Raw genomic sequence first — 13,888 nt, forward strand, 5'->3', positions numbered from 1 at the left:
ACTTATATTTGTGTAGTTATATTGCTGATTATGAAATAAAAATGTGATTTATGCTTTGGCTAAGCATTTCATGTTTTTTTGAAAGTTGAATTTTTAATTAAAAATAGTTAATGGATTATCCTTTTTTTATAAATCTTAAAAGAAAATTTGTTATTCTGATAATAGCATGTTTTTTTTATGAAGTCGGATTTTCCCAAGGTGATGAAGGAGCCCGAATCATAAAATTGGACGAAGCTATACAGTTGGGTATTCAGAATAACAACAAGCTTAAAATGGCCAATGCGGATGTCACTATTGCCAATGAAAATTTAGACCAGTCCCAAATGGCCAAAGCACCTCTTATAGGCTTGAATATGGGGTATAATTATATTGGAAATCCTAAAGTATTTGAGGGATTTTATGAAAAAAACATCACTGTTGATTATTTTAACCAACAAGCCTCTGCCAATATTTATGCGTCCATGCCTTTGTATTATGGAGGAGTGATCAATAATCAGATTGATAAACAAAAACTTATGGTCAGTATGCAGGAATCGGCTGCCAAGATGACCGAAACCGAAATTAAACAAACCATTACCACTCAGTTTTTTAATCTTGAAAAGTTATATAAGGAAATTGAAATTACCAAACAAAATATAGTCAATACCAATTTAAGAATTAGGCAATTGGAATCAAGGGTTTCGAATGGGCAAAATCTTAAAAGTGATTTGTTAAGAACCGAATTGCAAAAATCAAATTTTGAGGTGTCGGTTTTTCGCAGTTCCAATTCAATAGAGTTAATCAGTAATTATTTGGATATCTTGACAGGGCTTCCTACCAATACCAAATTAAAACCAGTATTGGACGGTATTTTAATTCCTACGAAAGAAGTGAGCTTGGAGGAAAGTTTGTCTGAAGCTTACACAAACCGTTACGAAATCAAAAGATCGGAAATCAATGTTAAGATGGCAGAATCATCCTTGGATATTACCAAGAGTGGTTTTAAACCCTATATTAATGCCAATTTGCTTTTCAATACGCAATATCCTGCGCAATGGCCGAATTATACTGATAATATTCTCAATTATTGGGCGGCCGGAATATCTCTTAGTTGGGAAATTTCCAGTTTCTACAATTTAAAACACCGAGCCAATGCTGATAAACTACAAATTGATAAAAGCAATATTGCGCTTGCGGTTACCAAAGATCAAATCAATCAGGATGTAAAAGCGGCCTACATCCGATTTACAGAAAGTGCAAAAAACATATCAACTTTTAAGAAAGATGTTGATTTAGCATTGAGTAATTACAAAATAGTAAAAAGCCGCTATGATAATGATTTTGCCGTAATCAGTGATATAGTTGACGCCGAATTGCAGTTAAATGGAGCGAAAATTTCTCTGAATAATGCCAATATAGATGCGATTATTCAATATTATTCCCTGCAGTACGCAATGGGTAAACTTTAATTTTTTTGTTTATGAGCGAAGATAAAACTACCAACGAAGATGCCGTAAAAAGCGAAAAAAAGAGAAATACAATATTGACTATTCTTTCTTTTGTTTTCATTATAGGAGGAGGGCTTTGGATATTAAGCCTTTTTTTCGATTTTCATCGGTATGAAACAACAAATAATGCCCAAGTAGAATCCTATATTAACAGTGTTACGGCTAGGGCAACAGGCCATGTGGCATCCATCCGTTTTGATTCCCATCAGTTCGTGCATAAAGGAGATACTTTGGTGATTCTTGATGATGAAGAATACAGGATAAAAATAAAACAAGCAGAAGCTGATTTGGCTGTTGCCGAAGGAAATCTTCATTCATTGGAACAATCTATCGTTACTGCGACTTCCAAAGAGGCAGCTTCCAAGGATAAATTGTCTGGAGACAAAGCCGACCTTGATAAAGCACAAAAAGATTATGAACGATTCAAGAATATGTATGCCGATTCTGCAGTGACGCGTAATCAATACGATCAAGTGGTTTCCAAACTTCAATCGACTAAATCCTATTTGAATGCTGGCGAGGAAGAGTTATTGGCCAGCGCTTCAGCAACAAAACAAAGTTACACCAATCTCGAAGCGGCTAGAGCTACTGTAGATCGAAAAAAAGCTGATTTAGAAAATGCTCGACTGCAGTTGTCTTACACTCGAATTATTGCCTTAGCCAATGGTTATGTGGGAGAGAGAACTATATCCGTAGGCGAACTGATTAATGCCAATCAGGTGGTGGCAACGCTAGTTTTGAACCAAAAGGTTTGGGTCACTGCCAATTTTAAAGAAACACAAATTGAAAAAATTAAGCCTGGACAAGAAGTAACTATTATTATTGATGCGCTTGACGGCAAAGAATTTAAAGGAAAAGTGGTGGGTTTTTCGCCTGCAACGGGAGCTAAGTTCTCAATGGTAGAACCGGATAATTCGACTGGAAATTTTGTGAAAATCACGCAACGAATCCCTGTTAAAATTGATTTTGAAGCTTCCGCAAAAGAATTGGAAGCCGTAAAACCAGGGATGAGTGTGACCGTGGAAATAAAAAAATAACAAGTTGAGTTTTTGTTATTTTTTTAAATAATGGCAAAAAAGCAGAATTTCTGCCCTTAGCCCCGATAGAAGTTGAAATCCTTTTGTGCCGGGGTTTGGCACAAAAGATTGATCGGATTGCTTCGCCAGTTCGGCTTTCAGCCTCGTGTGCGGGACTATTCTGGCTGAAAATGCCAAATCTTTCTGCTCTAAAAATTTATATTAAAATGTTTTTTGCCTAATAAAAAAAGAATGGGTTCAATTAAAAAAGGAAGTGTGTTTACCCTCGTAGGACTTTATCTCCTTACGATTCCTTTTTTTAATGCCCTGAATGTGACCTCTTACGACAATTCACAGATATTGGGACATTTTGGAGCTTCTACCACGGTTTTTACGTATTCGACCTATATTCCTTTTTTTGCGATGTTGGGTTTCTTACCCTTGGGGCTTAAAATTGGAAAGCAGATTCCGATGCGGACGATGATTTTATCCGTTAGTTTCTTGTCCATAATTTGCAACACCGCTTCGTTGTATGCAACCACAATTGAATGGTTTACCGTTTGGCGGGCTTTGTTGGCGATTTTATCTATTATAGGGATTTTTGCAACCATAAGTCCGATAATTCTAAAATACAATCCGACTTTTAACATGCCCATTTTGTATGGTATCGTTCAGTTTATTCTTCAAGGTAGTAAGCAATTGTACCAATATTTTGGAACGGAAATGACGAGTATTCACAATTGGACTTTTGGAATTTACTTTTTGAATATCAATTTTTTGGTGGCAATACTTTTGGCTTGGATTTTTTATAGAAAAGATGTGGCGCCCATGAAAGGAGTTTTTCAATTTGATTGGAGAGGCTGGCTCATCATACTCTTGTTTCTTATGGTTATTCTTTTTCTTTGTGCCGAAGGGCAAACCCGCAATTGGCTGACTGATCCAAGAGTGGCTGCGGCAACTGCCATTTTGCTGGTTATCATAGGTGTTTATTTACTCCACGTTCGATTTACCGATAATCCCATAATCAATACCGATGTGTATAGGTACCGAAACGTAGTTTTAGGTTCTTTGCTCTTTTTTTATACCGGAATGATGAACGGTACAGGAAGTGTTGTAACTGGGTTTATGACCAATATTTTGGGTTTCGACAGTATTTATGTGGCGAGAACCCATTTGGCCATTCTGATAGGGCTTTTTATAGCCATTCCGTTATCCACTTATCTTTTGTTCAAGCGGATATATCTGGCTACACTTTGGATTACGGGTTTTGCCTGTTACGGAATGTATCATACCCTTCTTTATTTTAGATTTTATCCAGAAATTGATACCTCCGATTTTTTCGGACCTTTTATATTCAAAGGACTTGCCATTGGATTTTTGTACCCAGCGGCATCACTTTATATTTCTGAGAACGTACCTAAACCTTTGGGTGATTCCCGAATGATGAGTGGTGTGATTTCACGTGCCGTTTTTGCTTCATTATTAGGCGGGGCAATTTTAGGAACTTTTATTTCCAATATGAATGTGCAGCATAAAACAGGTCTTAGCCAACAATTAACGGAATTAAATCCGATGGCTAAAGCACAATTGGACAAGAATAAAAAATATTATATGCTCAATGGATTATCGGCATGGGAAGCACAAAAGAAAGCCGAAAAAAGCCTGTCCAATCAAACGTCACAGTCAGCAATGATGTTGGCTTACAAAGATATTTATCTGGTAATGGCTGCATTGTGTTTCTTCCCGATTCTGGTTCTCCTTTTGTTTCGATTAGGACGACGGCCAATTGGAAGGGTTGATGTGGAACCGATACCTTTTTAAAGATACTAAGTTGCTAAGACTCTAAGATTATAAGATTTGAGACAGCAATTTTAAAAGGATAAAATGATTATAAAATGAGTGTAACTATTTTTCATAAGCTTAGATTCTTAGCAACTTAGAACCTCAGAATCTTAGCATCTAAAAAACAAAAACTATGGTAAAAAATAAACAATATCGTTTCTTGAATCATTTGTGGGATAAAGAAAGTGGGCTTAGCGGTATGTTCATCTTGCTTTGTATCATGCACTTTGTCCTGATTCCAATATTTGGAAGTTTTTCTTCCTTTATGGTTACTATCAATGTGTTTTGGATGTTGTTTCTCATTGCGGGGATTATTTCCTTGTCCAAATCCAAAAAACAAACGATCTCTTACATAATCATTCCGTTCTTTTTTATTCTATTCGGATGGATTTCGGTTTTCCGGCCTACTCCATTTATTCTATTGGCTGACATCGTTTTTACCATTGCCACTTTTGGATTGTTGATTTTTTTGGTTTTGAAAAAAGTTTTGGAACCAGGTCCAATCACAGGATATAGAGTGATAGGTTCCATAGTGGTGTATATGATTTTAGCCAATTTTTGGTCTGTGATTTATTTGTTTATTTACGAACATATTCCTGGTGCATTCCAAATCACGTTACCAGCTTTTGAAAGCAATACTCTTCAGGCAAACTTCTTGTATTTTAGTTATATAACAATCACTACAACAGGTTTTGGTGAGATTGTGCCTTTGCATCCTTTTGCAAGATCAATGGTGCAAATCGAAGCCATTATAGGGGTTTTGTATCCCGTGATCCTTATTGGTCGTCTTGTTTCGGATGCCAATGAAAACAGTGCCAAAAAGAAACAAAAGCAATAATCATAGTCACAATTTTTAACTAATCTTTAAATCAATTTTTATGGAAAATTCAAACCCATACAAAAGCAAGCAGCTTTTTGAAGTCATTTTACAACTAGGACTAGTTTTCCTTATTTTAGGATTTTGCATTAAACTTCTATTGCCATTTATGATGCCAATTCTTTGGGCAATCATATTGGCTATAGTATTCTATCCCGCTTTTAATTTTCTGCAAAAGAAATTGAAAGGGCGCAAAAGTTTGGCTTCATTCATAATCGTTGCAGTCTTACTAATAATCATTATTGCGCCAACCGTTTTATTTGTAAATTCTGTTACGGCAAGTATTTCCGAATTAAAAACGGGAGTTGAGAATGGTACTTTGACTGTGGCAACACCAGGTCAAAACATCAAAGACTGGCCTCTAATAGGGGATAAGGCCTACGATTTTCTATATTCATTATCAACAGATTTAAAAGCAGGAATACTCGAATACAAAGAACAAATTGTCGAATTATCCAAAAAGCTATTGGGAAGCGTGTTAAGTTCCACCGTTGCTTTATTACAGGTAATCCTTTCGGTAATTATTGCGGGTGTTTTAATGGTTTCTACAAGTGCTCAAAATTTAGCCACCAATTTCATCAAGAGGATTTCAGGTGATTCAGGTGACGAATTCTTGGACATTTCAGTATCAACGGTGTATCAAGTGGTCAAAGGAATATTAGGCGTTGCCGTTATCCAAACCCTGATCCAGGCTGTGGGACTCTTTGGCGCTGGTATCCCTTTTGCGGGTGTGTTAACAGTTATTTGTTTGATGCTTTCCATTATTCAAGTTGGTCCCATTATCATCAACCTTGGGGTAATTGCGTATTTATTTTCATTGGATAATACCACGGCAGCAGCTTTATGGTCGGTGTTTTTTGTCTTAAGCGGACTATCGGACAATGTTCTAAAACCATTATTATTAGGAAAAGGAGCTCTAGTACCAATGCTAGTTATCTTCCTTGGTGTAATCGGTGGATTCATGATGTCGGGATTTGTGGGCTTATTTGTGGGACCAATCATATTCTCTATCGGCTACAAATTATTTGCCGCCTGGATGGATGATAAACCCGAAAGCACTGCAGCATAATTTGCTAAATATATCCCTATAAAAAAGCCGCTTTGTCATTCAGGGACAATAGCGGCTTTTTAAATAAAAAACTAAAAAAGTTCTAAGTAATTTACAAACAGAATGAGTTTTCTGTAATTTTTTTAAAGGTAATGAGTCAAAAAAGGTTGATGATTTTTCATTTCAAATAGTTTTCAAAAAAGGAAGTGAAAAAACATTATTTTATCGGTTGACACCAAAAATTATTCCGCATCTACATTTTTAAACGGATAATCTCCAAATACTACCGATAGTTTTCGAACTGCATAGGTATTTCTGGTGAATTTGTTAGACAAAGCAATTATGGTTACATTCTCGTCTTTTAAAGTAATATAGGAAGAGGTAAAACCATGCCACCAACCGTTATGGAAATAGAAATTCTTGCCATTTTCCCAATTAATCATTCGAATGCCCAATCCGTAATTTTTGGTACCTTTTCGTTCATTACTGTATCCAACATACACTTGCGATAATAATTCTGGTTCCAAAAAAAATGGAGAGTTCCTTGCTCTGTCAAATTTCAATAGATCCCTTGGAGTAGAGTAGATGTTCTTGTCTCCATAAATCTTATCCAAATAATCAATGCCTATTTCTACCCTGTTGGCTTTATACGATGGAGCTACGTTATGTTTGTCTTTGTCAAAATCCAGGACAAAAGTATTGGTCATACCCAGTGGTTTGAAAATAATTTCGGCCATTGCATCTCTATAGGACATCTTGGTTACCTTTTCGATAATAAGGGCCAGCATCGCATAATTGGTATTGCAATAGGCAAATCGCGTACCCGTTCTTTGTTCCAACCCAATATTTTTGGTTCCCATAATCGTCAAAATGTCTTGGTTGGTCAACGTATTGTGTCTGTCCCAAACACTTTTGTCCCGATCCGTAAAATAGGCATAACTGCGCATACCGCTTCTATGGTCCAGTAACATTCTTACCGTAACATCAGGGTAGGGAAATTCTTTTAGGAAATCTGTAACTTTCTGGTCTAGACCAATTCTTTTGGCATTTACCAATTTCAAAATAGCCGTGGCCGTAAGTACTTTAGTTACCGATGCAATATGGATAGGAGTAGTACTCGTTATTGGAGTTTTGTCCCTTAGATTGGCATATCCTTCATATTTTTCGTAGATAATCTGACCGTTTTTGGCAACAAGAAAACCTCCGTTCATACTGTTATTAGGCCAGTTTTTATTGTAAAAAGAGTCTATTTTTCTATGCTTTTCGGCTATATAATCTGCGGTGAGTTTTGTTTCATTCACCAAAGGTTTCATTTTTGGCAATACATTTTTGGGAAGATCAGCATCTTTTAATTCTGCTTTTTCTACATGTTTTGCTTCGTTTTTACAGGAGCTCACTATTACGTTTAGGAGCAGTAAATTTAGTATAATTGCCTTTTTTGTATAATTCATTTTCGTGTTACTAAAAAAGCAAATATATAGAAACAAATACTTTTGGTTTATAGTTTTTTTTAAAATTTAACTTTTTTTTGAAAGCAATCTTTATTTAACTGATGCTCAGAATACAAAAATGAATTCGGTTCAATTATTCCTCGAAATTTAATAACATTATTCTTGATAAGAGAATAGATGCCAATTTGAAATAGTATCTATTGAGATTGAAAAAATGTACTTAAAATGCACAATCTATTGAATCAACGACAAAAGAATTTCCAGTAAAACGACTTATTTAGCCCACGACTTTGCCCAAACGGATTGTTTAGACTACTTTTATCGACTTTTGTAATTAATCATATAAATATATTTTGTTTTAAAATAAATTGTTATGTTTGTAACAAATTAAGCCAATAAAGTTATATTTATAATTTTAAAATAGTAGTAATGAAGTTCGGAATCATAAAAGAAAGAAAAAATCCACCCGATAGAAGAGTAGTTTTCTCGCCTAATGAATTGGCTAAAATAAAACAACAGTATCATGATTGTACAGTAAAAGTAGAAAGTTCCGATATTCGAATTTTTACTGATGTTCAATACCAAAGTATGGGAATTGAAGTTGCCAATGATGTAAGTGATTGTGATGTTCTTTTTGGAGTAAAAGAAGTGCCAGTTGACAACTTGATTCCTAATAAAGCCTATTTCTTTTTTTCTCATACGATTAAAAAACAACCATATAACAGAAAGTTACTGCAAGCTATTTTAGAAAAAAATATTGACTTGTATGACCACGAAACCATTATAGATTCTCACAACCGTAGATTAATTGGTTTTGGGCGATATGCCGGAATTGTTGGGACTTACAATGCTTTTCGTGCTTTCGGTTTAAAATTCGAATTGTTTAAAATGCCAAAAGCCGAAACACTTTCGGGCAAAGATGCATTGATTATGCATTTAAGAAGATTGGTTCTACCTCCTTTGAAAATTGTGGTAACAGGAACTGGAAAAGTGGGTAATGGAGCCAAAGAAATTTTGGATGCCATGAAAATTAAGGAAGTGACACCAGATAATTATTTGACTAAAAATTACACCCAAGCTGTCTACACCCAAATAGATGTTTTGGATTATAACAAAAGAAAAGACGGTCAAGTACTTGATTATACTGATTTTCACGATAATCCTTCAGAGTATGTTTCCGATTTTGAGCGATTTACCAAAGTTTCAGATATTTATATTGCTGGACATTTTTATGGCAATGGAGCACCTATAATTTTAAGTCAAGAAATGCTTCAGGCTAATGATTGCAAAATAAAAGTTGTGGCTGATATTTCCTGCGATGTCAATGGGCCAGTAGCCTGTACGTTGCGTTCTTCGACAATTGCAGAACCTTTGTATGGTTATTTGCCTAGTGAAAATAAAGAAGTGGATGTTTTTCATCCCGCAGCAATTGTGGTAATGGCTGTCGATAATTTACCTTGTGAATTGCCAAAAGATGCCAGTGAAGGTTTTGGAGAAATGTTTTCAGAACACGTTATTCCTGCTTTTTTTAACGGAGATAAAGACGGTATTCTTAAACGAGCCAAAATGACCGAAAACGGAAAACTAACGGAGCGTTTTAGTTATTTACAGGATTATGTTGATGGAAAATAATTATTAATGGTTAATTGTGAGTTTGTTGGATTTGAATAAATTTCAAACCATCAACCATTAACAATTAACCATTATTTTAAACCATATCCTCCGGTTTTACCCAATCATCAAATTCTTCGGGAGTTACATAGCCTAATCTTACAGCTTCTTCTTTGAGTGTAGCCCCATTTTTATGTGCCGTTTGGGCAATTTCAGCCGATTTATAATAACCAATTTTGGTATTCAAAGCTGTAACTAACATCAATGAATTGTTGACCAATTCCTGAATGCGTTTGTAGTTAGGTTCAATTCCTTGAGCGCAATGTATGTCGAATGAATGGCAGGCATCACCTAGCAATTCCGCCGATTGCAGAAAGTTGGCCGCCATCATCGGTTTAAAAACATTCAATTCATATTGCCCTTGCATGCCACCAACGGTAATGGCCATGTCATTTCCTATCACTTGAGCACAAACCATGGTCAGTGCTTCGCATTGTGTTGGATTTACCTTTCCTGGCATGATAGAAGAACCAGGTTCATTTTCAGGAATCAGGATTTCACCAATCCCGGAACGTGGTCCCGAAGCCAACATTCGAATATCATTGGCTATTTTATTCAAGGAAACTGCCAATTGTTTGAGCGCACCATGGGTTTCAACAATCGCATCGTGTGCTGCTAGAGCTTCAAACTTATTTGGGGCAGTTACAAAAGGATGCCCTGTAAATTTAGAAATATATTCGGCCACTTTTGTGTCATACCCTTTTGGTGTATTCAATCCTGTACCCACTGCAGTTCCGCCCAAAGCGATTTGCGACAGGTGTGGCAATGTATTCTTAACAGCTTTCAGGCCATAATCCAATTGTGCCACATAACCCGAAATTTCCTGTCCCAAAGTAAGGGGAGTGGCATCCATCAAATGGGTACGGCCAATTTTGACCACCGATTGAAATTCAGTTGCCTTTTTTTCAAGAGTGTCTTTTAATTTTTCAATATTCGGAATGGTGTTTTCCGCAACTATTTTATAGGCAGCAATATGCATTGCAGTTGGAAAAGTATCATTGGAAGATTGTGACTTGTTGACATCGTCATTGGCCTTGATAAAAGGTTCATCTTCGGTAATACTTAATCTTTTCAGAACTTGGGCACGATTGGCAATCACTTCATTGACATTCATATTGCTTTGCGTGCCAGAACCGGTTTGCCAAATTACAAGTGGAAATTCCTCCGAAAGTTGTCCAGCAAGAATCTCGTCACAGACCAAAGCGATATAATCCCTTTTCTCGACGTCTAAAACACCCAATTCACAATTGGTATAGGCGGCCGCTTTTTTGAGATAGGCAAAACCTTCAATAATGGCTTTTGGCATGGATGATGGAGAACCAATCTTAAAATTGTTTCGGGAACGTTCGGTTTGTGCTCCCCAGTATCTGTCTGAAGGAACTTCGACTTCACCCATAGTGTCTTTTTCGATTCTAAAGTTCATTTTGTGTATTTTAAGTATTTGAAAAATAATTATGAATGTTGTTTTCTACACTAAAGTTACTTCTTTTATTTATAATCAGAGATCGATTAGTGCTATTTTTCCTTTTTGTTATGATGCTATAACATCCAAATGTTTCTGCTCTAAAATTAACAATCGGACTCCAGTTTATACCATCAGTTCTGTCCATAAAAAAAAGGTATTGATTGCTCAATACCTTTTATGAGATAATTTAGGTTCTAGTTAATAAGCTAAAGTTTATCTTTTACCTTAGAAACTTAGAATTTTAGTAACTTCTAAAATTATTTTTTAACAAAATCTCCAGCTTGTACAATCACAAGTTTTTTTGGATCAAAATATTTGACTAATGCAGTATTTACTTTTTGAACATCTAAGTTTTTTACTTTGGTTTCAAAATCTTCGTAGTCTTTGAAAGTTTGGCCTAAATCCATATTCTCTCTTAATTCACGAACAATGAACTCATCAGTTCCTAGCATCGTTTGTCTGTTTTGTAACCAAGATTTTAAAGAACTGTCAAATTCTTCTTTGGTGAAACCTTTACTGATCGCTTTTTGAATTTCTTCATTAAGTGCTGTTGACAATTTATCTTTCATTGTTGGATTATAAAAGGCATAAACTCCCCATTCCGATGTAGGGTCAATAGTATTAGCCTGCAAGTAAGAACCAGCACCATAGCTTAATCCTTCTGTTTCTCTCAAACGCTGTGGAATTCTGGAAGATAAGAAAGCACCTCCGCCCAATAACTCATTTGCCATTTCTAAAGCTGGATAGTCTGGATTTTTTTTACCAATATTTAAATTTATTTTACCAAATAAAGTAGCATTGGTTTTGTCATTAATTTGAATGGTTTTATCATTTGATTTTACATCAAAGTATTGCGTTGGGATTCTTTTATAAGCAATTTTTGGATTCCAGTTGTCAAAAGTACTACTTAAGAATTTTTTAATGAGATCCTTATCAATTCCACCTACAAATGACGATATACTGTTAGATCCACCATAGCAGCTTGCATAAAAGTTCTTAAGGTCTTCAATAGTAATCTTGTCTAAGGTTGCCAAGCTTTCATCAATTGATTCCGAGTAATACGGATGTGTTTTTGGGTACAAAGCGGTTAGTTTTGTCAGTTCTTGATTAGCTACGGCTTGTGGTTCATTTCTGTTAGATTCCAATCCGCTTTTGGTTTCCAATTTCAATTTTTCAAATTCAGTAACATCGAAAGAAGGATTTCTTAAAATGTCTTGTACCAAGTTTAAAGCATTGTTTAAGTTGGTTTTGTCTGTACTGATTCTCACATATAAACCATCAACCGATCCACCAAGGCTTAAGTTTATTTTGTATTGATCAAGCTGATCGTTAATGTCTTTTTTGCTTCTGGTTTTGGTTCCTAATTTCAGCATGTTTGCCGTTAAACTGGCAATCATTGATTTTTGGCTCAATGATTTTTCATCTCCCATTCTCAACAATATTCTAGCTTCAATTTTATTTCCTTTGGCAGGTTTTTCTAGTAAGGCATATTTTCCTCCAGACTTTAATTTTCCTTCTTCGGTTGATTTTATGATATTGGCAACAGAAGCTTCAAAGGTATTGGTATTGGCCTCCATTACTTTTCCTTTGTATCCATTTACAAGAGCAGCAATATCTTTAGAGTCGCTTACTTTGGTTCTTTCGCTAGTTGCTTCCGGTATAAAACGCCCCCAAGTTCTATTGCTTTGTAGATAGTATTTTTTGGCTGCATTTTGAATGTCTGCAATTGTCAAAGCTTCTATATTGTCTCTGTCTATAAAAAACAAGCGCCAATCACCAGCTCCGATGTATTCGGTCATGGCAACTGATAAGTTAAGGGTTTTATTATAGGTGTTTTCGAATTGTTTTAGCAATTCATTTTTGGCACGTTTTAGGTCATCTTCCGTAAAAGTCATTGCAGGAACCGAATTCATCGTTTCCAAAAAGGCTTTTTGAACTGTGTTTATGTCTTTGCCTTTGTCAATTGTACAGGCAAAATAACTAAATGCAGGATCTTTTAGTGTCAAGGTATAGCCGTAAACATTAGTCGCTAATTTGGATTCCACTAATGTTTTATACAAAATACCAGATGGGTTGTTTGTCAATATTGAAATTAATGCATTATTGGCAGCATACTCTTTGTCTGAGTAACTAGGAGTATGGTAGGCCATACCAATGTATTGAAGATCGCCATTTCTTTTTAGTTCCACAAAGCGTTCCCCATCTTGAGGTGGTTCTACAGTATAAGTTTTTTCAATTTCGGTCTTTGATTTTGGAATTGGAGCAAAGAATTCTTTTATCCACGAAAGTGTTTTTTTCTCATCAAATTTTCCGCCTATAATTAAAGTTGCATTATTGGGTTGGTAATATTTTTGATAAAATACTTTAAGACGACTGGCAGGGACACGCTCAATATCTTCTTTACTTCCAATGGTTGATTTTCCATAATTATGCCACAAATAGGCAGTGGATAGAATACGATCGTTTAAAACTCCTTCAGGATTATTTTCGCCTATTTCAAACTCATTGCGTACCACACTGAATTCAGTATCCAAATCGGATTGAAGGATAGCTGAAGTTACCATTCTGTCTGATTCCATGTCTAGTGCCCATTTTAGATTTTCATCTGTTGCCGGTAGCACTTCATAATAGTTGGTACGGTCATAATAGGTTGTCCCATTGGCCTGAGCACCTTTATCAGCAATTGTTTTTTTGATATCAGTAAATTTTGAAGAGCGTTTGAACAACATATGTTCCAACAAATGCGCCATACCCGATTCCCCATATCCTTCATGGCGGGAACCCACACCATAAACAATATTGACAATCACGTTTGATTGTGCAGCGTCTGGGATTAGCAAAATTTTCAGTCCATTTGGTAAGCTATATTCTTTTATGCCTTCTACTGAAGTGACAAAAGTAGCTTCTTGGGAAAAGGAATTTGTAATCCAAAAGGAAACAAATAACACAGCAAGAATTAATTTTTTCATTTTTTATGTTTGTTGTAAGTTTATATTGTAAAAATATATTTTTTTATGAAAGAATAATCATT

At 35.6% G+C, this 13,888-nt stretch carries 9 protein-coding genes; 6 read left to right on the forward strand and 3 right to left on the reverse strand.

All coding sequences use genetic code 11. From position 1 onward, the window contains the following. Positions 1-110 precede the first annotated feature (110 nt). The 5 genes from B0E44_RS00560 (at position 111) to B0E44_RS00580 (ending at position 6,291) form a co-directional block, all read left to right on the forward strand. Positions 111-1,448 (forward strand): TolC family protein, encoded by a 1,338-nt coding sequence (locus B0E44_RS00560; RefSeq protein WP_077370257.1) that lies wholly within the window; start codon positions 111-113, stop codon positions 1,446-1,448. An 11-nt stretch (positions 1,449-1,459) separates the two neighbouring features. Then, on the forward strand, positions 1,460-2,524 hold the full coding sequence (locus B0E44_RS00565; RefSeq protein ID WP_077370258.1) for an HlyD family secretion protein: 1,065 nt from the start codon (positions 1,460-1,462) through the stop codon (positions 2,522-2,524). 231 nt (positions 2,525-2,755) lie between these two features. Next, the gene (locus tag B0E44_RS00570) at positions 2,756-4,324 is read left to right on the forward strand and encodes an MFS transporter (RefSeq protein ID WP_077370259.1); all 1,569 of its coding nucleotides are present in this window, start codon (positions 2,756-2,758) and stop codon (positions 4,322-4,324) included. 154 nt (positions 4,325-4,478) lie between these two features. Beyond that, positions 4,479-5,183 (forward strand): potassium channel family protein, encoded by a 705-nt coding sequence (locus B0E44_RS00575; RefSeq protein WP_077370260.1) that lies wholly within the window; start codon positions 4,479-4,481, stop codon positions 5,181-5,183. 40 nt (positions 5,184-5,223) lie between these two features. Continuing rightward, complete coding sequence (locus B0E44_RS00580) at positions 5,224-6,291, forward strand: AI-2E family transporter (protein ID WP_077370261.1); 1,068 nt, start codon at positions 5,224-5,226, stop codon at positions 6,289-6,291. 221 nt (positions 6,292-6,512) lie between these two features. On the opposite strand, the gene B0E44_RS00585 is transcribed toward B0E44_RS00580, so the two are convergent. Further along, entirely contained in the window at positions 6,513-7,721 is a 1,209-nt protein-coding gene (locus B0E44_RS00585; protein ID WP_077370262.1) for a serine hydrolase, read from the reverse strand. Positions 7,722-8,150: 429 nt separating this feature from the next. On the opposite strand from B0E44_RS00585, the gene B0E44_RS00590 reads away from it, so the two are divergent. Next, a complete protein-coding gene (locus B0E44_RS00590; RefSeq protein WP_077370263.1) occupies positions 8,151-9,353 on the forward strand; it encodes an NAD(P)-dependent oxidoreductase in 1,203 nt (400 codons plus the stop codon). Positions 9,354-9,429: 76 nt separating this feature from the next. On the opposite strand, the gene fumC is transcribed toward B0E44_RS00590, so the two are convergent. Beyond that, positions 9,430-10,815 (reverse strand): class II fumarate hydratase, encoded by a 1,386-nt coding sequence (fumC, locus tag B0E44_RS00595; RefSeq protein ID WP_077370264.1) that lies wholly within the window; start codon positions 10,813-10,815, stop codon positions 9,430-9,432. 299 nt (positions 10,816-11,114) lie between these two features. Next, complete coding sequence (locus B0E44_RS00600; RefSeq protein WP_077370265.1) at positions 11,115-13,826, reverse strand: pitrilysin family protein; 2,712 nt, start codon at positions 13,824-13,826, stop codon at positions 11,115-11,117. Positions 13,827-13,888 lie beyond the last annotated feature (62 nt).

The organism is Flavobacterium sp. A45 (assembly GCF_002001005.1).
Classification (GTDB): domain Bacteria; phylum Bacteroidota; class Bacteroidia; order Flavobacteriales; family Flavobacteriaceae; genus Flavobacterium.